The following is a 21,771-nucleotide window of genomic DNA, read 5'->3' as shown; positions in this document are numbered from 1 at the left end:
AGCAGGGAGATAATAAAAAACCCGGATAACCCGGGCTATGCAGAACAGCGTGTCATTACGCAAACGAGACGGTAAACCGGTGCCGCAGCAGCACCGGTTAACACAATCAGGCTGTTTTTTCTTCTTTCATGATTTTGTTCAGTTTCGGTACGATAGCCCACATAATAAGGCCGGCAACCGCCGTTGCGATACCGATTTTGCCAAACACATCGGTGTAGATACCGAGAGTCTGAAGCGGGTCGGTCACGCCTTCCGGCGGAGCGGTAAAGGTCGCCACGTAACCGCCCAGCAGTGTTGCCATTGCCTGGGTCAGGAACCACATCCCGAGAATAAAGCCCATCAGGTACTGCGGAACGAACGCAGCCACCATCGCCAGACCCAGCGCACTGATCATCAGTTCACCGACTGCCTGGAAGAAGTAAACCAGAACGATAAACCACGGTGAGGTCAGACCGGAGGCATCGGCAAACCACATACCGGAAGCGGCAGCGGTCAGGAAACCGGCAGAGCAGCAGAACATACCGATGGTGAATTTACCCGGCATCGAGAAGTCTTTGCCGCGTGCACCCATTTTACTGTAGAAGTAAGCCAGAACCGGGCTCAGTACGATAATCCAGAACGGGTTCAGTGCCTGGAAGCTGACCGGATGCACATCAATACCCATAATGGTGTGATGTACGTTATAGATAGCGAAGAAGTTCAGTGAAGTCGGCATCTGGGCATACAGCACATAGAAGATAACCGCTTCCAGCATCAGAACAAACGCCACATACATCTTGTTCCGCTCAACGCCTTTCAGTTTGAAGGCTTCGCGGAAGAAGAAGAAGATAACCACAGCGGTGACGCCGAGTAACACATAGTTGGCAACAACCACGTTGTGCAGTAACCATGCACACAGGAAGACGGTTGCCACACTACCGGCTAACACCACCAGCAGGCTGCCGAATTTCATTGGTTTGTGATCCGGCTCGGAACCGATATTACGCACCATTTTCTGACAGAACAGGAAGACCGCCAGGGCGATCAGCAGGCCGATACCGCAGATATTATAAGTGACGGTATAGCTGTATTTGTCCGCGATAACCGGTGCCAGCGCCAGGGAAATCAGGGAGCCGATGTTGATCGACATATAGAACAGGGTAAATGCCCCGTCCAGACGCGGGTCTTTCGGCGGATAGCATTTTGCCAGCAGGCTGGCCGGGTTAGCTTTGAATAAGCCGTTACCGACAGCAATGGTACCCAGTGCGTAGAAGATCAGATCCGGGTGCATGATAGACAGGCCGGTCATAAAATAACCGACAGCCATCACGATGGCCCCTAAGATGATGGTCCGTTTGGTCCCGAGGACGTGGTCACCGACGTAACCACCGATAGAGATCAGACCGTATACCAGCGCGGCGAATGCCCCGAAGGTGATAAATGCCTGTTCCTGACTGAATCCCAGTTTCTGAACGAAGTAGACGGCCAGGATGCCTTGTACACCGTAATAGCCGAAGCGTTCCCACAGCTCCACGATAAAAATCATGAAGAATGGCTTAGGTTGGTTAAATAATCCAACCTGCGCGGGTTTACTCATGGTTTAATGCCTCTTATTAATAATTATTCATCACGCAAAAGCCTTCCCGGCATCGCGGAGGCAAAGCTAAAAGATAAACTCTTGCGTAAGGTTGAGTGTTTGCGTATTTGTCAGGGTATTTGCCAAAGGGCTCAGACTAATATATTGCCTGCTGAGCATCTCAAAGGCAGATCACACTTACTGTAATAATTAATATCATAATTGAAATAAAATTCATTAGATTGACATCAATAATTAGTCTTCAATGGTTTTGTTGATGGTGATTTGAGCGGATTGGCGGTTATTTATTCTGTTGTCCGGAGGGATGCAGAGTTAAATGTGAAAATATGTAACAGTTATTTTTCTGATGAATAATAATTCGTTAACACATGATATGTTAACGAATTATTATGATAAGAATGAAAACGGATCAGGCAACAGCAGCAGCGGGGATATCACCGGTTTCGACAGTGCGGAAATCACGGCGGAAGTAAATCAGACCATGTCCTTCGTCGCGGACATCAATATTGCGGATCTCCGCCATAAAGATATTGTGTGTGCCGATTTCCTGCACCTGAGTCACCACACCTTCCAGACAGGCCAGCGAGCCATACAGACAAGGTTGTCCCAGCGCGCCGGGCTGCCAGTGATCACCGGCAAAACGCGCGTCCATACTCAGGCCGGTCATCCCGGCAAAATCACACGCCAGTGCCTGATGTTCATGGGTGAGCACGTTGACACACAAACGTCCGTTGGTTCTGAACACCTCACTGAGCGCACTGCTGCGGTTGATGCACACCAGCAGGGTCGGCGGCGTATCCGTGACAGAGCAGACCGCGGTGGCGGTCAGCCCGCCGCGCCCGGCATCGCCGTCGGTGGTGACAATATTGACGGCAGCGGAGAGTGTCGCCATTGCGTCGCGGAACAACAGACGCTGTGAATTATCCAAAGACATACCAACTCCCGGTGGGGTAAAAAATGTGACGCAATTGTTGCTTATTTGCGAATGATACGCAGTCTAATCATAGCCGGGGAAAAATACAAGGGAGAGTCAGAAAATGCGGCTGCCGGAAGGACAGCCGCAGGAGAAGGTCAGCGGGGATTAACGGATCCCGCCGAAGCAGAGGTATTTGATTTCCAGATAGTCATCAATACCGTGGCGGGAGCCTTCGCGGCCGAGCCCGGATTGCTTGATACCGCCGAACGGTGCCACTTCTGCGGAAATAATCCCTTCATTAATACCGACCATCCCGGCTTCCAGGGCTTCCGCCACGCGGTAGACCCGGCCGATATCGCGGGAGTAGAAATAAGCGGCGAGACCGAACTCACTGTTGTTTGCCGCGCGGATGGCCTCTTCTTCTTCCCGGAACCGTACCAGCGGTGCCAGCGGGCCGAAAGTCTCCTCGCGGGTCACCAGCATGTCTGAAGTCACACCGGTCAGGACTGTCGGTTCAAAAAATAATCCGCCCTGTACCGCCGGTTTCCCGCCGCTGAGAACGGTTGCCCCCTTACTGACCGCATCGGCGATATGCTCACTGACTTTGCGGATAGCGGCCTCATTAATCAGCGGCCCCTGTTGTGCTTTTTCGTCGGTGTACGGCGCGACATGCAGGGCACTGACAGCCTCTGCCAGTTTCGCGGCAAAGGCATCATACACACCGTCCTGCACATAAAGGCGGTTGGCACAGACACAGGTTTGCCCGCTGTTGCGGAATTTGGCGGCCATGGCACCGGCAACCGCCGCATCGAGATCGGTATCATCAAATACAATAAACGGTGCGTTGCCGCCCAGTTCAAGAGAGAGCTTTTTAACGGTCTCCGCACTCTGCGCCATCAGCAGCTTGCCGACACGGGTGGAGCCGGTAAAGGATATTTTGCGCACAACCGGGCTGGTGGTCAGTTCACCACCGATAGCCGCCGCATCAAGCCCGGTGACAACATTAAACACCCCGGCCGGAATACCGGCCTGTTCACCGAGTGCAGCCAGCGCCAGGGCGGAAAGCGGGGTTTCTGCTGCCGGTTTCAGCACCATGGTACAGCCTGCCGCCAGTGCCGGAGCGGCTTTGCGGGTGATCATGGCATTCGGGAAGTTCCACGGCGTGATAGCACCGACCACCCCGATCGGCTGGCGGATAGTGGCGATCCGTTGTCCGCTCTGTGTCGCCGGAATGGTTTCGCCGTACACGCGCTTGCCTTCTTCGGCAAACCATTCGATAAAGCTTGCGCCGTAGGCGATTTCCCCGCGTGATTCTGCCAGCGGTTTGCCCTGCTCCAGGCTCAGGAGTTGTGCCAGTTCCTCCTGATTCTCCATAACAAGATCAAACCAGCGGCGCAGGATCTGCGCACGGGCTTTGGCGGTCAGGGCGCGCCAGCCCGGCAGGGCATTTTCGGCGGCGGCAATGGCAAGCCGGGTTTCGTGTGCGCCGAGGTCGCTGACGCGGGTGATCAGCCCGCCGGTGGCCGGGTTGGTCACATCAAACGTGGCCTTATCCTGTGCATCGGTCCACTGGCCATTGATATAGCCGCCGGTGCGCAGCAGGGAAAAGGAAGGATCGGTTAACGATGAGGTGAACATAGAGAGCTCCGTTGCGTTTTCTCAAAAAAGTGATGAGGGCACTGAGATATCAGCAGAAGACCATTGATTTATTGTTAATATAGCGTTAATAAAAGGAGAGTCCTTTGGGTCTTTATGACTGATATGCTTTTTATTCTAACAGAGGATATCTGATTGCGCATTTTCCCGATAAAATGGCGCCTTTTTTTGATAACGTCGATGTTTATGATGTGAGTACATCGCGGAGAAATTACCCATTATGCATGAATCATTACTTATCGCCCTTTTGCAGGCCCGTGAAGTGGTCCTCGGCTACTTTCGCCCGACCCTGAAAGCACACCAGCTGACAGAGCAGCAGTGGCGGATTATCCGCATACTGGCTAAGACCCCGTCACTCGATTTTCATCTCCTGGCACAGAAAAGCTGTATTCTGCGCCCCAGCCTGACCGGCATTCTGACACGGATGGAAAAAGCGGGCATTATTCATCGTCTCAAGCCGCTCAGTGATCAGCGCAAACTCTATCTCTCCCTGACTGACGAAGGCACGGCACTGTATCACCGTGTGCAGGCGGAAGTGGAGACCGGCTATCAGGCGCTGGAATTACAGTTTACACCGGAGAAGGTGCGCCAGCTCTATGCGTTGCTGGATGACCTGGTGGCACTGCCGCAGCGCGGCAACGAAGAAGAATAAAAAAATGCCGCTCAGGTGAGCGGCGTTTTTACAGTGACAGACTTATTTCTTGCCGAGCAGATGCAGGAAGTGAATATGTTTTTCATACTGGTCAAGGATGTCATGAATAATCTGCTCCTTGTTCCAGCCCATAATGTCATAATCCTGTCCGCCCTCTTTCAGATGGATTTCCGCGCGGTAATAGCGGTGCTCCTCATCTTTCTCCTCGTCAGTCATCCCGGAAAGGGCAAAGGACGGCTGATTGTAATAGCGCAGCCGGGTTTCATAGATAAAGTTCATATCATCCCCCAGATCGACCTCAAAGGTGATCCGGTCGTCGCGGCTGCGGTCGATATGGCTCGGGGTGCTCTGTTTTTCCAGCTCCTGCGACACCATTTCCATCGCCTCTGATACCACTTCATCAATAAAGCGTTTGACCAGCGAACGTTTCGGAAAATAGCCGATATTACGCAGACGGCGCTGCCACGGGATCGGATTGCGGCTTGCCGTCGGTGCAATGGTCGCCAGCTGCTGGCTGTCGCGTTTATGCACATCAATCCGCAGGGCTTTTATCAGTCCGTAAATCGAGAACAGCAGCACAACCGCAAACGGCAGGGCACTGGCGATAGTCACGGTTTGCAGGGCGGATAATCCGCCGGCCAGCAGCAGGGTGATCGCCACCACGCCCATCAGTCCTGCCCAGAAAATCCGCTGCCAGACCGGTGTGTGTGCATCCCCGCCGGAGGCCAGAGTGTCCACGACCATCGCGCCGGAGTCAGCGGAGGTGACGAAGAAGACAATCACCATCAGCATGGCAAAGAAAGAAAGCGCTGTGGAGAACGGGAAATACTCGAGGAACTGGAACAGTGCCAGTGACACATCCTCCTTCACCACCGTGGCGAGAACGGTTGCGCCCTGATTTTTGATCAGATCTATGGCGGTATTGCCGAAGAAGGTCATCCACAGCAGGGTAAAGCCCGCCGGGACAAACAACACGCCGAAAACAAACTCACGGATGGTGCGTCCGCGTGAAATCCGCGCGATAAACATCCCGACAAACGGTGACCACGACAGCCACCAGCCCCAGTAAAGCAGGGTCCAGCCGCCCAGCCAGTCATCTGACTTCGGCTCATAAGCAAAGAGATTAAAGGTATTACTGACGATTTCGGAAAGATACCCGCCGGTGTTCTCAACAAAGGATTTCAGCAGAAGCACGGTCGGGCCTAACACACCAACCATAATCAGCAGCAGAACCGCCAGGCCGAGGTTCAGCTCTGACAGAAAACGGATGCCTTTATCCAGACCGGACACCACTGACAGCGTGGCCAGTGAGGTGATCACCACAATCAGCACCACCTGAACGGTTTCTGTCTGCGGCAGGCCGAACAGATGATTCAGCCCGGCATTCACCTGTAACACGCCGAAGCCGAGGGAGGTCGCGACCCCGAATACCGTACCGACCACGGCGAAAATATCCACCGCATGACCGGCTGCGCCGTAAATACGGTCACCGATAATCGGGTAGAGTGCGGAACGCAGTGTCAGCGGCAGGCCGTGGCGGTAGCTGAAAAACGCAAGGATCAGCGCCACAACCGCGTAAATAGCCCAGGCGTGTAACCCCCAGTGGAAGAAGGTCAGGCGCATGGCCTCTTTTGCCGCTTCAACCGTTTCCGGTGTGCCGACAGGCGGGGAAAGATAGTGCATCACCGGTTCGGCGACACCAAAGAACATCAGCCCGATCCCCATACCGGCGGAGAACAGCATGGCAAACCAGGAAATATAACTGTACGCCGGACGGGCGTGGTCAGGGCCGAGTTTAATATCACCGAAACGGGACAGCCCCATAAAGGTGACGCTCAGTAAAATCAGGGCGACGGCGAGAATATAGAACCAGCTGGCGTTTTTAAACAGGCTGGTCTGAAGGGCTTTAAGGTGTATGTCCGCTGTCTGGGGAAACAGGGCGGCAAAGCCGACAATCAGGAGAATAACCAGGGCCGAAATATAAAAAACCGGCGGATTAATCTTCATTTTTTTTGCGGATTGTTCAGTGTCCTGATGACTCATGAATTATTCCTTTTATCAGTTGTAGATAACGCCGGCAGTAAAAAGGGGAGAACTGCATCAAAGCGTCAGATTTTCCTTCTGAAACGGTACGCGGCTGCGCAGCGGCAAATAGAAACCCCGGCAAAATAGTGTCAGCGGGAGATCAGAAAAAACGGAGATGAATACAGGCTAAACCTGCGGGAAAAATGCGGTGATATCAGATTTTATTACCCCGGTTGGTGAAAAAAAGAGGATTATAGTGCCAAAAATGTCCCTCTGCGGCAAGTCGCGGGGGATTTGGGCGGGATAAAGAGATCTTTTTTGCGGTGAATTTTATTTGCGGAAACCGGAAAACTACCTGAAATAACACAATAAAAAAGCCGGAAACAATCATTGTTTCCGGCTGGCGGCTGTTTTACGGATTGGTACGGGATATTACCTGTTCCGGTTTACTGAGCATCCGCAGATTTTCCGCTGACATCCTGTTTCAGCTCATCAATTTTTTTATCAGCAGCGGCTTTGGCGTCATCCGCTTTTTGTTTCAGTTCTGCGGCTTTTTCTTCTGCGGCTTTTTTGGCGTCTTCGCCTTTATCTTTGGCATCAGCCAGCAGGGCATCAGCTTCTTTTTTCAGTTCATCCGCTTTGGCATCGGCACTGTCACGGATTTCGGCAGCTTTCTCTTTTGCGTCAGCCATCACCGCACCGGCTTTTTCTTTGGCATCACCGGCGGCGTCAGTGGCATCCTGTTGCAGTTCAGCGGCTTTCTGCTCAGTTTTATCCGCTGCGTCTTTGGCATCCTGCTTCAGTTCATCCGTTTTCTGTTCAGCGGCTTCTTTTATCTGCGCAGCGCCTTCCTGTGCTTTTTGCGCCGCAGGGTCGGTTTTGCTGCTGTCGTCACAGCCGGTGGCCAGTGCGAATACCCCTGCAAGGATGAGTGAACTTAATAATGCTTTCTTCATGATTAACTCCTCTTCAGCAATACTGAGTAAAATAACCGGATAACATCGTGTCCGTGATTATTGATTATATAATAAAATCAGGCAGCCTGCTGACAGATATAATTTTCTGTCAGGGTTATCCTTTTCAGCATAGAATAATGAAGCGCCGGTTGTATAGCACCGGGGGGAAATTTATCAGTAACGCCCTAAAATAATATCCCGCAGTATAACAATATCCGGTAATATCAATACAGAACGTGGTTTTATACGCGTAACACATTAATGTGTTTTATTTCAGTTGGTTATCGACATTTGTCAGTGTAAGGAAATACCATGACATATTATCTGCTGGTTATCGTTAAATTTCTCATCGGTTTTGTTATTGTGTTAACCCACATGAATATCTCCGGGAAAACCCAATTATCACAAATGACACCGGTTGATTTTATCGGCAACTTTGTACTGGGCGGCATTATCGGCGGTGTTATTTACAGTGATACCATTCCGCTGACGCAATATATTATTATTCTGCTGATGGGCGTGAGTTTTATCAGCATAATCAATTGGGTCAGCAAACATATCAGTGTACTGCGGGCGGTGACTATCGGTAACCCGATCCCGATTATTAAAAACGGGGCGTTTATCATGGACAGCATTCATGAGAAGCGCAATAAAATCGATATTCTGAATATCACCTCCCGCATGCATGCACAGGGGATCTACTCATTCCGTGATGTATATTATGCGCAGATAGAGCCGGACGGTCAGCTGACGGTGATTTGTGACCAGTCACAGATGCCGTCTGTCATTGTGATGAAGGACGGCGTGCCGCGCAAACATGAGCTGGAACAGATTGGTCATGATGAGGAGTGGCTGGCTGGCTGCCTGAAACAGCAGGGCATTGATGATCCTGAGACTGTATTCCTGGCGGAGTTTTATAACGGCAGCCTCAATGTGGTGATGAAAGACGGGCGGATGACCGGCCATCACCGTGAACCGGCACAGCCGTAAGATCACGGCACGATAACCACTTTTTCCGGATATTTTTCACGGAATTCGTGCGCTTTCTGCCATTTATCGTCACAGATAATTTTATCGATAACGGCAATTTCTGCGATCTTTAAAATCCCCTGCTGGCCGAATTTACTGGAGTCGGCCAGGATGACTTTCTGTTTACTTTTTTCCAGCATTTTCCGTGCGATCATGCCTTCTTCGACACTTTTGACCAGAATACCTTCATCACGCACGCCGCCTGCGCCGACAAAGGCAAAGTCCGCATAAATATGGTCAATTTCATGCAGGGTTTTCACGCCGAGATTGGCCCGGAATTCATGGCTGTATTCACCGCCCAGCACATACACTTTCGCCAGCGGGTTCTGCGAGGCAATTTTATCCGCGATAAGGGCGGAATTGGTGAAAACGGTAAACGCAATCGCCGGTAACTGCGCGGAAAACAGCAGGGTTGTCGAACAGGAATCGATATACAGTGTGTCATGCTCAGAAATCAGCCCGGCAGCATAGCGCGCGAGGATCATTTTTTCCTCACGGTTCAGTTCCAGCCGCTGTTCGAAGCTGCCTTCGCTGATACTCTTTTTCTTCATCGCCCCGCCGTGGATTTTGATGATCTCGCCTTCTTTCTCCAGAATGGAGAGGTCACGGCGGATCGTCTCAGAGGTGACATTCAGCGTATCAGCAAGATCCTGCACACTGACTTCCCCTTGCTGATTCAGCAAATCGAGAATGTATTCCTTTCTTTTTATCGGATTCATGACCGTTCTCATCACACTCGTAAACATGAACAATATTAGCGCATTATGCGCCGTTGCGAAATGCCGCCCTGTAATGCCGAAGTGCGGCAGCAACGCCATCTTCCCGGCAGTCAGCGGTAATGTATCCGGCGGCCTGCTTCAGTGCCGGTACGGCATTGCCCATTGCCACGCGCAGATCCGCTGCGGCAAATAAAGAAAGATCATTTTCCTGATCCCCGATGGCCATGATGGTTCCCGGCCGGAGAATACCGCACTCCGCCAGTATACGCAGGGTATGTCCTTTGCTCACGGATGCCGGTACCAGTTCAAAATAGTGTTGATCGGTAAAGAATGCGCTTATCTCCGCCGGTAACTGCGGGCGAAGAATGTCAGCCCGTTGCCGCAGGGATACCGTTTCCCCGCACAGGGTGATTTTAATGATATCTGTCCGGCTGAAAATATCGTCTGCCGTGAGCGTTTGTATTGGCAGGCCGAATAATTCAGCTTCATGAATGGTGTATTCTGATATTTCCCCCGGCGGACAGAGCAGCGCATCCTCCCCGAAAGCATGCCAGCCGGTGGTGAGCAGGTGCTGCAGTGCGGATAACACGTCCGGAGAGAGGGCAGTCCGGCTGAGAACGGCTTGTGTGCGGCAGTCATATATAACCGCGCCGTTACAGGCACCGATAGCCCGGAGTACCGGAAGCAGCCCGGCGCTGTCTGTCAGAGACAAAATTGCCCGCAGCGGGCGGGCAGAGCAGATCACAATATCCGTTTCCGGCGGCAGCGCCAGCAGTGCACGGCGGTTGCCCTCTGAAATACGGTTATCCGGATGTAAAAGTGTGCCGTCGAGATCGATAGCCAGTGTGGTCATAAAAAGCCTCAGCGGGAGCCGTGCCCCCGCATTGGAAATCCAGTCAGTTGTGATGAATAAAGGATTGAGTGACCTGTGCGGCCGCCTGACACACCACGTTATCAATCGCGGTGCCGACCACTAAAATATTCACCCCGGTTTCTTTAAACGCTTTGGCATTGGCAACGTTAATACCGCCTTCTGCCAGTGTCGGGACGCTGACCGCGCCGACTAACGCTTTCAGCCGGGCTTTAATCTGCTCCGGAATTTCACCGGCAGCCACGCCCTCGTAGCTCATACCGGTCATCAGGCCGATCATATCCACGCCGATGGCTTCCATTTTCTTCGCCACTTCCGCGACCTCTTCCGGGGTTTCCGCCGGGATACCGAAGGTGTGCAGATCGTCCGGGTGCCCGATGTAAGCATCCACGGTCAGGCCGAAGCGGTGTGCGAGACTGACAATATCTGCCAGATCTTCAAAGGTGGATTTATGGGTGTGCAGGCCGTCCGCTCCGGCGCGGGCGATCTGCAAAATATCTTCTTCTGTTACCGGCACCGGGATGGTTTCGGTGAATCCGCCGGCAATCCCGACTGTAATAAAGACATCATCCGGGATCACGTTGCGGATACCGTTGACAGCTTCCGCCATCTGCGCGGTGGAAATTTCATGGCGGATCTGCTCGGCGGCGTGCATGTTATTCACGCCACGGTGTCCGCGTGCCAGCGCCAGCGCCGGATGGTTCGGCTCCAGCATTTTGACCCCGGCATCACACACTGCTTTCGCCAGTCGCGCGTCATCACCGGTGATACCCGTGCTGAGCAGAGTCTGCCCGTTGTGCAGCGCAATAGCATTTCTGACTTTCGCCATGGCCTGTTCACGTTTTTTATTCATATCACCTATAAACATATCAACCTCTTATTACTTTTTTTGTGTTTTTGTATGACGGCACCCGAAGATGCCGTTTTCATAAAGCCCTGGTGTTGGCGTGTGATATTTTTCACACTTATTATTTGCTGTGGTGTCTTTGCATCAGCCTGCGGCTTTCACGGTTGTCACGGCACTGAAACGGTTGGCGATGACAGTAATGGCGCAGGTTAAAACCAGAATCACGGTCATGGTCAGCGCCATGTAAAGTGCGTTACTGGATAAGAACGGAGAGGCAAACGCCGGTACATACGCCACCCCTTTGACATTAAACATGCCGAGCATCATGCCGCCGATCCCGGCGGAGAGAATGGCACCGCCGAACACGATTTTGTTGGCAAACATGAAGGGATACGCCGATTCCACAAAGGTGCCGAATCCCAGATTGATAAGCAGTCCCGGGGCGGCGACAGCGGCCTCACTGCGTTCACGCGGGGCAATAACGTTTGCCAGGTTAATACCGGCGGCAACCATCACCAGCCCGACCATATCCACCGCGCCGAGGAAGCTGACACCGGTTTTTTCCATCTCAAGCAGCACCAGCGGCAGGATCACCGCGTGATAAACACCGCCGAGGATCGCAGGCCAGATAACCAGACCCGCCAGCAGACCTGCCAGTACCGGACTGAACGCGAGGGTGCTTTCCAGTGCCAGTTTGATGTAGTTACCGGCCAGCAGTGCCAGCGGGCTGAGGAAGTAGAACATGATAAGACCGGCGGCCAGACCGGAAATCCCGCCCGCCACGATGTTGACAGTGGTCATCGGGAATTTCCAGCTGATGCACAGGGCAAACAGGTAACGGACAAAAATACCCGCCATAATCCCGCCTGCGATCCCGCCGATCAGCCCCCCCTCTACCGAGAGCACCCCGGCGACAACCCCGGAAACAATCGAAACCTCATCCAGTTCGGAAACCTGTTTGGCGGCAATCACCGCCACAATCACCGGCAATCCTTTAAGCAGCAGCTGGAAAATCGCATCCAGGCTTTCCAGCCCGGGGATGTGGCTCAGCGCCAGCACAATCGCCATGGCAATAAAGCCGGGCAGGGCGGGGATCATAATGCCGCGGATATTCATCCGTTTAAGCAGGCTCTTATCAGACGGCCCGCCGGTGCTGCCTGCACTGCCCAGTACCGGACGGAATTTAATCCCCCAGTGTTTGCACAGGGAGGAGATAAATGAAATCGCCCGGGTTCTGCTGGTGGTACCGGTGGTGCCGGAGGTGGCAATCACATTGGCACCGGCGGCGGCGATATGGGCCATTGAGGTACCGCCGGTACCGGCGATCGGCACTTTCTTTTCCGCCGCAGCCTGAAGTGCCAGGCGGTTGGCGTTGTGCGGATCGCCGCTCATAATAATGATGCCGTCGATATCGCCCTGTTCTATCAGCCGGGCAATCTGTTCATCACTGCCGCGCACTGCATCATTCACTTCCGCGAGGGTGCCGGAGAACGTGATTGCAGGTACAGCATCAGAATCGGTCAGGGTATACACCGCGGCGGCGGTAGAGGGTTTGGCAACATCCATCGACGCCTGTGCTGCAATAAACTGCACTGCGGCAACAGACACACCGGCGGACTGACATTGCGTGTAGATTTCGCTCAGAAGTTTTTCAGGATCTGCACCACCGAGGTTGTACAGGTTCCCGCCACTACTGCCCAGTATGACAATTTTTTTCATAATCGGACCTCAGGGGGTTCAGGGTAAGTAACGACTTATTGTTGTTTTTTGTTGATATTGCTTGGGATAACAACGTAAATCAACACATCAAAATAGGATGCGTTGTTTATGAAATAATCACTGAATTGATTCAATCCGGGGAAAATAGCGATGATGTGTCCATTTATTAGTGTTATCAGCTGGTTTTTTGGTAATTCTGTTATATTTAATTCCGTTTAATTATTAGCTAATTATTTTGCTTTATGTTGTTTTGTGTGAGTTTGATCATAATTAATCGGGCAGTTAACACAAGAAAACCACATAAAACAAAAAAGCCACTCACGGGAGTGGCTTTTGCTGAAAAGTAAAAAAACGGATCAGCCGGGCAGATTAACCAGCGAGTCGCGGGTGATATCACGGATGGTTTTTGCACCGGTCAGTGTCATTGCCACGCGCATCTCTTTATCAATCAGATCCAGCAGATTTTCGACACCCGCCTGTCCCTGTGCCGCGAGGGCGTAGACAAAAGCACGACCCAGCAGGACAGAATCCGCCCCCAGCGCCAGCATCCGCACCACATCAAGGCCGTTGCGGATCCCGGAATCACTCAGAATAGTGATATCCGATTTCACCGCATCGGCAATAGCAGGCAGGGCGCGGGCGGTGGAGAGCACACCGTCGAGCTGACGGCCGCCGTGGTTTGACACTACAATACCGTCAGCGCCGAAACGCACTGCATCTTTCGCATCTTCCGGGTCCAGAATTCCTTTGATAATCATCGGGCCTTCCCAGAACTCGCGGATCCATTCCAGATCTTTCCAGGAAATGGACGGATCGAAGTTTGCCCCCAGCCAGCCGATATAATCTTCCAGTTTGGTCGGTGCGCCGCGATAGACCGAGATATTACCCAGATCATGCGGTTTACCGAGTACGCCGACATCCAGCGCCCAGCGCGGGTGAACCATCGCCTGTAACACGCGGCGAATGGCGGCATTCGGGCCGCTCATCCCGGAATGAGCATCACGGTAACGCGCTCCCGGTACCGGCATATCAACGGTAAAGACCAGCGTTTTGACCCCGGCGGCTTTGGCGCGCTCAAGGGCATTTTTCATAAAACCGCGATCGCGCAGCACATAGAGCTGGAACCACATCGGGCGCTCAATCGCCGGGGCAACTTCCTCAATCGGGCATACGGAGACGGTGGACAGGGTAAACGGCACGCCTTTATTGGCCGCTGCCTTCGCCGCCTGCACTTCACCGCGCCGCGCGTACATGCCGGTCAGCCCGACCGGCGCCAGGGCAACCGGCATCGCCAGTTTTTCCCCGAACAGTTCAGTTTCCAGACTGAGAGACGACATATCGCGCAGCACCCGCTGACGCAGGGCGATATCCGCCAGATCCGCCGTATTGCGCTTCAGGGTATGCTCGGCATACGCCCCGCCGTCAATATAGTGAAACAGGAAGGGTGGCAGTCTGGATTCGGCGGCCGCCCGGTAGTCTGTTGAAGCGGAAATAATCATCTTAAATACCTGTATATGTATGTAACAAATTCAGCACTGTGCCCGGTTACAGGGTCAGTATCAGTGCCATCACGGCGGCAATCACGCCGTAGATAAACATCGGAACCACAGTCTTTTTGATAATTGACCCTTCGGCGTTGGTAATACCGAGGATGGTGCAGACAGCGATAATATTATTCAGACACACCATGTTCCCCATCGCACCGCCGACAGACTGGAGCGCGAGGGTTAAATTGACATTCAGTCCGGTGGTTTGCGCGATCGACTGCTGGATACCGCCGAAGGTCAGGTTGGACACGGTATTGGAGCCGGAGAAGAATGACCCGAGTGCGCCGAGATAAGAGGCAAAGTAGATCCAGCTCTCGCCGGTGGCTCCCGCCAGTGAGCGGCCGATAATGTAAACCGGCGCATTTTCGCCACCCTGCATCATCAGGTTTACCATAATCAGCGCGCCAAACAGGGCAATAAACGGTTTGTTGGTCTGCTGTGCGGTCTGCACAAACATGGTTTTTACCTGCGTCCGTTTCAGGCGGAACAGGAAAATACCGATAAATACCACGAGGAAGAACGGGATCAGCGCCGGGACGTACAGGGTTTTATAGTCTGCCGCCGCCGGGGTACCGAATACATTGCTCAGGTGGACAATCAGTGCATCACTCAGCGTGATATGGCCCAGGAAACCGATTGTTCCTTCCCAAATCACGTTAGTGCTGTTGAGCAGCCCTTTCAGGCCGAGCTGGTGGATGCGGGTAACAATCAGAATACCGATCAGCAGCAGGGTCGGGGTCATCGCTTTGATAACCTGCCCGAACGGGATCACTTTTTTCTCTGTTTTTTGTTCTGTGCGGGTCAGGCCGATACCGGCACGGGCAGTCACCACCGAGATCCCGAGGCCGATAGCTCCGCCGAGCAGCGCCGGGAACTCATAGTTGACCTGTGCCAGCAGCAGATACGGCACGGTACAGGCGAGCACGCTGATCAGAATAAACACGATATTGCGGCGGATTTCCTGCCAGCTGACAATAAAACGCAGCGCCAGCAGCGGGATCACAAATGCAGCGACAAAGTGGATCAGCGCGGAGTAGTGGCTTATCTGATAAACACTCTCCTCACTCAGCCCGAGGTTGGCAAAACCAAACCAGGTCGGGGTACCGACGGCGCCGAACGAGACCGGCACGGAGTTCATCACCAGCGTCAGCAGGGCAACCCGCATGGCCGGGAAGCCGAGACCGACCAGGATTGGTGCGGCGATAGCGGCGGGGGTACCGAACCCGCTTGCGCCCTCAATGGTAAAGGCGAATGCCCAGCCGATAATCATCAGCTGCGCCACCGGATTCGGGCTGATATTTTCCAGCCAGCTGCGTACCACATTTTCCGCGCCGCTCACCTGCATCAGCTTATTGAGCATAATTGCCCCGGCAATGATGGTGATCGGTGTCAGCACAGAAATAAAGGCGGTGACAATATTCGCACTCAGCAGTGTGAGATCCGTTTTAAACCAGAACAGCTGGATACAGAACACCACGGCGGCGGTGAAAGGTAATGCGGCGTAAGAAGGGATACTGCGGCGTTTTGTCATCATCCAGATTAACATCACGATCGGTGCAAGACTGAAAAAAATAGCCATAAAGCCCTCTGACATTATTATTGTTTTAAAATTAATATTGCATGCAGGATTCGTTAAATTTTTATTACAGAATTATTTTAATCACAACCAAAAAGAATTATCTATGCTGCATTTTCTTAACAATTCAGTGCGGGCAGGAAATGACGAAAAAGGCAGAAAATCAGGTGAAGAAAGGAAATGAAAAAATGTTATTTATCAGTAGGTTAATGGGTTAATTTGTATGATGAAAGGACGGGGTCACATTAATTAGGCCATAACGGTCAATAGAGAAATTCCAAAAATCGACTAATCCGCAGGCATGAACAGATAACAATCCTGAATCTGTCAGCCGAAATAAGGACGGATTGCCTGATATGACTGCTGAATATGATCGATCAGCAGGCGGATTTTCACCGGCAGATGACGGGTGTAAGGATATACGGCATACACGCCGAGTTTTTTACCGCTGTAACCCGGCAGGACTTCGGTCAGCAATCCGGCCTCCAGATCCTCATGCACCATACAGCGCGGCACCATGGCGATACCGTGACCGCTGAGCAGCGCTTTGCGGATGGCGCGGGCATTATTGAACGCGATATTACCGCTTACCTGCAATTCATAGATTTCACCGGTGTCCGGGCGGCGCATCAGCCAGTTTGAGGTCCCGCTCTGCTGATAGGTGTATGTGAGGCAGTTGTGTGTCAGTAAATCTTCCGGATTCTGCGGCGCGGGGTGTTTTTCCAGATAGCGGGGGGAGGCAAGGATCACCCAGTGAGAGTCAATCAGCGGGCGGGCTATCAGGCTGGAGTCACTCATCATACCGGTGCGGATAGCCAGGTCAATTCGTTCATTCACCAGGTCAACAAACCGGTTCTCCAGATGCATTTCCACTTTCACATTCGGGTATTTTTCACAAAATTCCGCCACACTATCACTGAGAACCAGCTCTCCGGAGATAGTGGGCACTGACATACGGATAAGCCCGGTCAGCTCATCACTATTGGCACTGACCGCCTGCAGGGCGCTGTGAACCTGGCCGGTAAGGGATTTGGCATGCTGATACAGCACGCGGCCGTTTTCCGTGACAGAGAGGCTGCGGGTGGTGCGGTACAGAAGACGGGCGCCGAGCGCTTTTTCCAGCCGTCCTACCCGCTTACTGAGTACGGAGCCGGTGATACCGGCCATTTCCGCCGCTTTACTGAAGGAGCCGCAATCCACAATCAGCGCAAATAAAATCAGATCATTGGCGTACTCGTGGGCGGGCAGCATGATAAAACCTCCGGCAGTGAATGAAATAATGAACAGCATTCACTATATCAAAATCTGTGTAACAGTGATAATCACGCCGGAGACAGACTGGTTACAGCGGGTATATCATGTGATCAAAGGCAAACACGGTGGCCGGGAAAATCGCCTGACACTCTCGAAGTAAGCGCTCACAATCTTCTTCATTATAGCGTCCGCTGAAATGGGTGGCGATCAGCGTACCGACCCCGGCATTCCGCGCCAGGGCAGCTGTTTGCACAGTGGAAGAGTGTCCGCGGCTGTTGGCTTTGTCTGTCATGGTGCCGTCAAGCGTAGCTTCCAGCACAATCACATCGGCATTCTGTGCCAGTTTCAGCGCATTTTCGCACGGTGCGGTATCCCCGAAAATCACCAGATGGCGTCCGCGCTGCGGTTCGCCGAGGTAATCCGCCCCGCAGATCACCCGGCCATCGTCCAGTGTTACTTCGCCACCCTGTTTCAGGATCTGCATCCACGGGCCGCCCGGCACGCCTTCGGCTTTCAGGCGCTGTGCATCCAGCGCGCCGGGCTTATCATGTTCTTCAATCCGGTAACCGTAGCTGATCACCGGGTGCTCAAGTGAGTAAGCGCTGACTTTCAGTTGCCCGTCATCGTAAATCACGCCTTCTTTATCTATCTCAATGATCGCCAGCGGAAAGGTCAGATACGAGCCGCTGAGTGTCAGTGCCGTTTCAACAAACTGCGCCAGCCCCTGCGGGCCAAAGAGAGTAAGTGGTTCCTCACATCCGCCCATGGAGCGGCTGCATAACAGGCCGGGCAGGCCGAAAATATGGTCGCCGTGCAGATGGGTGATAAAGATTTTTTCCAGTTTCGGGATTTTGACCGGACTTTTCAGAATCTGATGCTGAGTGCCTTCGCCGCAGTCAAACATCCACAGACCGCGCTGTAATGATTTGAGATCCAGTACCAGGCTGCTGACGTTGCGATCATTCGACGGAACACCGGCACCGGTGCCCAGAAAAATTAACTCCATGTTGTTCCCTGTATTGCAGTTGCTGCCGGACAGAGGCCGGTATTACGGAATACGGCGAAGTTGCGGCGAGCGGGTCATATTTTCCGGTAAGATTAACGGTTCTTCCGCCAGCGGTAAACTCAGACGGGTTTTGCCGGTGATAATCGTGACCCCGGCGGACTGCCAGGCGTCTGCCGCCAGTTGCGTGCAGTACAGTCCGTCCTGCGGGTTGATGCTGAAAGGCGTACCGAGCCGCGCAAGGGCATTATCACGGGCGCGCCGGTGGTTTTCACTGTCTGCCTGTACGGCATACCAGGTCACCTGTCCGTCTTTGGCATGCTGAATAAAGAAATCAAGCGGGTCACGATTCACACCGCTGATACCGCCCGGGTGTTCCTGCGGGGTGGCGTGAATGACATAAGTACCTTCCGGTGTGATATCAACAACACCGACATGGCTGAAACCGCTGCTGTCAATACTTCTGACAATCTCACTGATGGCTTCGCCGCCGTCCCGGAAAACCAGGTCACCACTCTGAATGCCGGGCGGCGGTACTGCCGCCCGCAGCGGCAGTGCCGCTGTCAGTAGCGCCGGGAGCAGAAGCCCGGCGCAGAGTGTGTGTCTCATCAGCGCAGGATGATTTTCCAGTCGCCGCCGTCTTCCTGTGTCAGCAGGAAACGCTCATCTTTCTGTTTGCCGTCCTTAAAATTCACGGTCAGAATCACGGTTGCGCGTTTGTTGTTTTCATCAATATCGACGGATTTCACTTCCGTACTTTCCACGCCGCCGTTACCTTCAATGCGGCGCGCCATATCGCCGACAATCATCTGTACTTTCCCTTTGATTTCCATCTCATTTTTCTGTTTATCTTTTTCCGGGATGGCGAGCAGATCATAAGCTTTATCCGCATCTTTTTTCTCAACAGCACTGTAGAACTGTTTAACGACATCCTGCGGGGAATCACTGCCGCAGGCAGTCAGCATCATACTGCCGGCCAGCAGCATCAGGGTAAGGGCGATTTTTTTAAACATAGTTTTCCTTTAAAAGACAACAGGTGTTTTTATTATTTTCTGATGAAAATACCGGCAGTATACGGACATCCGGCGGCTTGGCAATCCTGTATATAACGCTGACGGCGGATTCAGGGAAAGATAGCGCAGTGAGGGCGACACTGCGCAGGTTATTATGCGGATACCTGTTCAGGAAAACTCGGGCAGAGGATTATCAGGGCGTATCGCTGAGCAGGCTCTCCAGTACCATTGCACCGGCTCCCTGAGAAACCACCTCATAGGAATCAAACGCGGGCACTATCCGGGTGTTAATCTGCGGGAATCCGGCCAGTTTTTGCGCCACGGTTTTCTGCACAGTGGCAAAGAAAGTGTGTTTCGGGGTCAGCGTCCCGCCGCAGATCACCACATCCGGCTGGAAGGAGAGGATGGTATTGGCGATTGCCAGACCGTAATAATAGGCAGCCTCTTCGAGTGCATCGGTACAGATTGGATCGGCCAGCTCAAGGGCTTTAAAAATCACGTGGTAATCAATCTCCTGCTCATCACTGACCAGCGAGGTGATAACGGACGCTTTGCCGCGCCGCAGATGCTGAATCACGGTTTTGCGGATAGCTTCCAGTGAACTGTACTGATTAAGACAACCAAACGAGCCGCATTCACAGGCGCGGCCGTGGAGATCGAGCGTCATATGCCCGAACGCATTTTCCGAGCCCGGCGGCATAAAGCGGACAGGCTCGCTGAGAATGGTACTGCTGCGGATCTCCGCGTCACAGGTTGTGAAAAACAGGCGGCGGCTCTCTTTGTGGCGCAGCCGGTATTCTGCCAGCGCAGCAAAATTCACCCCGCTGCCGATAGTCACCTGACACCCGGTGCGGCTTTCCGCCATCTCCCGCAGTAACGGGATCAGATAATCGTTCATGGCGCGTCGGTCACTGCTGGGAGGCAGGGTGTAATCCGCCGCAATGCCGATACCGAGCAGATCATCCGTACTGAGGTGATGCTCCTCCAGCAGCGATAACAGCCGGGTGAGCAGCCGCTCCAGCAGCACCTGCGGCGTTTCCTGTCCGGCGGCTTTGATTTTGCAGGTCGCCAGCACATCCAGTTTCAGGTTTTGCAGCACAATCGTGGAATAGATATTGCTGATTTCAATCCCGGCGAGCCGCCCCCTGTCCGGATTGACACTGTAGAGAATCGGTTTGCGCCCGCCGGTCGATTGCCCCAGTTCTGCCGCGCTGATAAGACCCAGTCTGCTCAGCTCATCCAGCAGCCGCGCACAGGTGGCGCCATTCATGTTGGCTTTTTCTGACAGTGTTTCCGCGCGGATCGGCCCGTCATTCAGAATCAGCTGCCAGAGGGTTTTCAGTTTCCGGGTTTTGGAGTTTTTGGATAACCGGAATTCACTGAGTATGCCGGATAACGTCATAAGCCCGAATCTCCTTTTATCACGGGGCACTGTCTGTTATTCATCATTGTATCCGGATCCTTTTTCTCATATTGAGAAGAAGATCCTGTTTCCGTGTTTACATCTGATCTACAATCGCGGCATACATTTCATCAATTGTTACATCCCGGATAAATTCAGGAGATAAATAATGCATCTCACCGCTGATATCGCAGAAAGCAAAGCGTTCGTCGAAGCGCAGATCACTGTTAAACCAACCATCGGTATCATTTTAGGCTCCGGTCTGGGACCGTTTGCTGATACCCTGGAGAATGCTGTCCGCATTCCGTACAACGATATTCCGCATTTCGCCAGCTCTTCCGCTGTCGGCCATGCCAATGAGCTGGTTATCGGCACGCTGGGCGGCAAAACCGTGGTGGCGATGAAAGGCCGTTTCCACTATTACGAAGGCGTGTCGCTGGATCAGGTTACCTTCCCGGTGCGTCTGATGAAAGCGCTGGGTGTCGAAAAGCTGATCATCACCAATGCCTGTGGGGCAGTAAATACCGGTTTTGCCCCGGGCGACCTGATGCTGATCACAGACCACCTCAATCTGACGGCAAATAATCCGCTGATCGGGCCGAATAATCCGGATCTGGGTGTGCGTTTCCTGGATGTCAGCGAAGTGTACAGCAAAAATCTGCGCGGTATCGCCAAAGCGGTAGCCGCAGAGCAGGGCGTGACCATGCGCGAAGGTGTCTACGCCTGGTGGACCGGCCCAGTTTATGAAACACCGGCGGAAATCCGCATGATCCGCACACTGGGCGCGGATGCGGTGGGTATGTCTACTGTTCCGGAAGCACTGGTGGCGCGTCACGCCGGGATTGAAACCCTGGGGATTTCCTGTCTGACGAATATGGCGTGCGGTATTCTCGACCAGCCGCTTAGCCACGACGAAGTGATTGAAACCGCTGAGCGGGTGAAAAGCACTTTCCTGAAGCTGGTTACCGGTATTATTTCCCGTTTTTAATCAGATAATCATCAGCTAAGCG

19 protein-coding genes are annotated in these 21,771 nt (G+C 53.0%); 3 read left to right on the top strand and 16 right to left on the bottom strand.

Annotated elements, in window-relative coordinates; translation table 11 throughout:
• Positions 1-106: 106 nt before the first annotated feature.
• The 3 genes from dtpB to U868_RS0114635 all read right to left on the bottom strand — a co-directional run bounded on the left by dtpB (position 107) and on the right by U868_RS0114635 (position 4,130).
• The gene (dtpB, locus tag U868_RS0114645) at positions 107-1,576 is read right to left on the bottom strand and encodes a dipeptide/tripeptide permease DtpB (RefSeq protein WP_025153944.1); all 1,470 of its coding nucleotides are present in this window, start codon (positions 1,574-1,576) and stop codon (positions 107-109) included.
• Positions 1,577-1,985: 409 nt separating this feature from the next.
• Complete coding sequence (gene hpaC / locus U868_RS0114640; RefSeq protein WP_025153943.1) at positions 1,986-2,510, bottom strand: 4-hydroxyphenylacetate 3-monooxygenase, reductase component; 525 nt, start codon at positions 2,508-2,510, stop codon at positions 1,986-1,988.
• Between the two features lie 147 nt (positions 2,511-2,657).
• Positions 2,658-4,130 (bottom strand): NAD-dependent succinate-semialdehyde dehydrogenase, encoded by a 1,473-nt coding sequence (locus U868_RS0114635; RefSeq protein ID WP_025153942.1) that lies wholly within the window; start codon positions 4,128-4,130, stop codon positions 2,658-2,660.
• A 238-nt stretch (positions 4,131-4,368) separates the two neighbouring features.
• On the opposite strand from U868_RS0114635, the gene hpaR reads away from it, so the two are divergent.
• Positions 4,369-4,800: a homoprotocatechuate degradation operon regulator HpaR gene (gene hpaR, locus U868_RS0114630; protein ID WP_025153941.1), complete on the top strand. Its 432-nt coding sequence runs from the start codon at positions 4,369-4,371 to the stop codon at positions 4,798-4,800.
• A gap of 42 nt (positions 4,801-4,842) precedes the next feature.
• On the opposite strand, the gene U868_RS0114625 is transcribed toward hpaR, so the two are convergent.
• A complete protein-coding gene (locus tag U868_RS0114625; protein WP_025153940.1) occupies positions 4,843-6,843 on the bottom strand; it encodes a BCCT family transporter in 2,001 nt (666 codons plus the stop codon).
• 428 nt (positions 6,844-7,271) lie between these two features.
• Entirely contained in the window at positions 7,272-7,781 is a 510-nt protein-coding gene (locus U868_RS0114620) for a hypothetical protein (protein ID WP_025153939.1), read from the bottom strand.
• A gap of 312 nt (positions 7,782-8,093) precedes the next feature.
• Between U868_RS0114620 and U868_RS0114615 the strand changes: the two genes are divergently transcribed.
• Positions 8,094-8,771, top strand: a complete 678-nt coding sequence (locus U868_RS0114615; protein WP_025153938.1) for a DUF421 domain-containing protein — start codon at positions 8,094-8,096, stop codon at positions 8,769-8,771.
• Between the two features lie 2 nt (positions 8,772-8,773).
• Here U868_RS0114615 and U868_RS0114610 read toward each other — a convergent pair whose 3' ends face one another.
• From U868_RS0114610 to U868_RS0114560, 11 genes are all read right to left on the bottom strand, one after another.
• Positions 8,774-9,529 carry a DeoR/GlpR family DNA-binding transcription regulator gene (locus U868_RS0114610; RefSeq protein ID WP_025153937.1) on the bottom strand — a complete coding sequence of 252 codons (756 nt, stop codon included), beginning with the start codon at positions 9,527-9,529 and terminating at the stop codon, positions 8,774-8,776.
• Positions 9,530-9,572: 43 nt separating this feature from the next.
• Positions 9,573-10,382 (bottom strand): Cof-type HAD-IIB family hydrolase, encoded by an 810-nt coding sequence (locus U868_RS0114605; protein ID WP_025153936.1) that lies wholly within the window; start codon positions 10,380-10,382, stop codon positions 9,573-9,575.
• Between the two features lie 43 nt (positions 10,383-10,425).
• The gene (locus tag U868_RS0114600; protein WP_004235917.1) at positions 10,426-11,268 is read right to left on the bottom strand and encodes a hypothetical protein; all 843 of its coding nucleotides are present in this window, start codon (positions 11,266-11,268) and stop codon (positions 10,426-10,428) included.
• A 123-nt stretch (positions 11,269-11,391) separates the two neighbouring features.
• A complete protein-coding gene (locus U868_RS0114595; protein ID WP_025153935.1) occupies positions 11,392-12,966 on the bottom strand; it encodes a PTS sugar transporter in 1,575 nt (524 codons plus the stop codon).
• A gap of 356 nt (positions 12,967-13,322) precedes the next feature.
• Positions 13,323-14,465: an FMN-dependent L-lactate dehydrogenase LldD gene (lldD, locus tag U868_RS0114590; protein ID WP_025153934.1), complete on the bottom strand. Its 1,143-nt coding sequence runs from the start codon at positions 14,463-14,465 to the stop codon at positions 13,323-13,325.
• Between the two features lie 46 nt (positions 14,466-14,511).
• Complete coding sequence (locus tag U868_RS0114585) at positions 14,512-16,092, bottom strand: L-lactate permease (protein ID WP_025153933.1); 1,581 nt, start codon at positions 16,090-16,092, stop codon at positions 14,512-14,514.
• 324 nt (positions 16,093-16,416) lie between these two features.
• Positions 16,417-17,340, bottom strand: a complete 924-nt coding sequence (locus tag U868_RS0114580; RefSeq protein ID WP_025153932.1) for a LysR family transcriptional regulator — start codon at positions 17,338-17,340, stop codon at positions 16,417-16,419.
• Positions 17,341-17,431: 91 nt separating this feature from the next.
• On the bottom strand, positions 17,432-18,349 hold the full coding sequence (rnz, locus tag U868_RS0114575) for a ribonuclease Z (RefSeq protein WP_025153931.1): 918 nt from the start codon (positions 18,347-18,349) through the stop codon (positions 17,432-17,434).
• Positions 18,350-18,391: 42 nt separating this feature from the next.
• Positions 18,392-18,955 carry a YiiX/YebB-like N1pC/P60 family cysteine hydrolase gene (locus U868_RS0114570; RefSeq protein WP_025153930.1) on the bottom strand — a complete coding sequence of 188 codons (564 nt, stop codon included), beginning with the start codon at positions 18,953-18,955 and terminating at the stop codon, positions 18,392-18,394.
• Positions 18,955-19,359 carry a DUF4878 domain-containing protein gene (locus tag U868_RS0114565; RefSeq protein ID WP_025153929.1) on the bottom strand — a complete coding sequence of 135 codons (405 nt, stop codon included), beginning with the start codon at positions 19,357-19,359 and terminating at the stop codon, positions 18,955-18,957. The genes U868_RS0114570 and U868_RS0114565 overlap by 1 nt, the downstream gene beginning before the upstream one ends.
• A 193-nt stretch (positions 19,360-19,552) precedes the next feature.
• On the bottom strand, positions 19,553-20,761 hold the full coding sequence (locus tag U868_RS0114560; RefSeq protein WP_025153928.1) for an ROK family protein: 1,209 nt from the start codon (positions 20,759-20,761) through the stop codon (positions 19,553-19,555).
• Positions 20,762-20,930: 169 nt separating this feature from the next.
• Between U868_RS0114560 and U868_RS0114555 the strand changes: the two genes are divergently transcribed.
• Positions 20,931-21,749 carry a purine-nucleoside phosphorylase gene (locus tag U868_RS0114555; RefSeq protein WP_004238831.1) on the top strand — a complete coding sequence of 273 codons (819 nt, stop codon included), beginning with the start codon at positions 20,931-20,933 and terminating at the stop codon, positions 21,747-21,749.
• The last annotated feature ends 22 nt before the right edge of the window (positions 21,750-21,771 follow it).

Origin of the sequence: Morganella morganii H1r, from assembly GCF_000633515.1 — a bacterium.
GTDB lineage: Bacteria > Pseudomonadota > Gammaproteobacteria > Enterobacterales > Enterobacteriaceae > Morganella > Morganella morganii_B.
The sequence above is the reverse complement of the archived record's forward strand: the minus strand, read 5'-3'. Positions and strand labels throughout refer to the sequence as shown.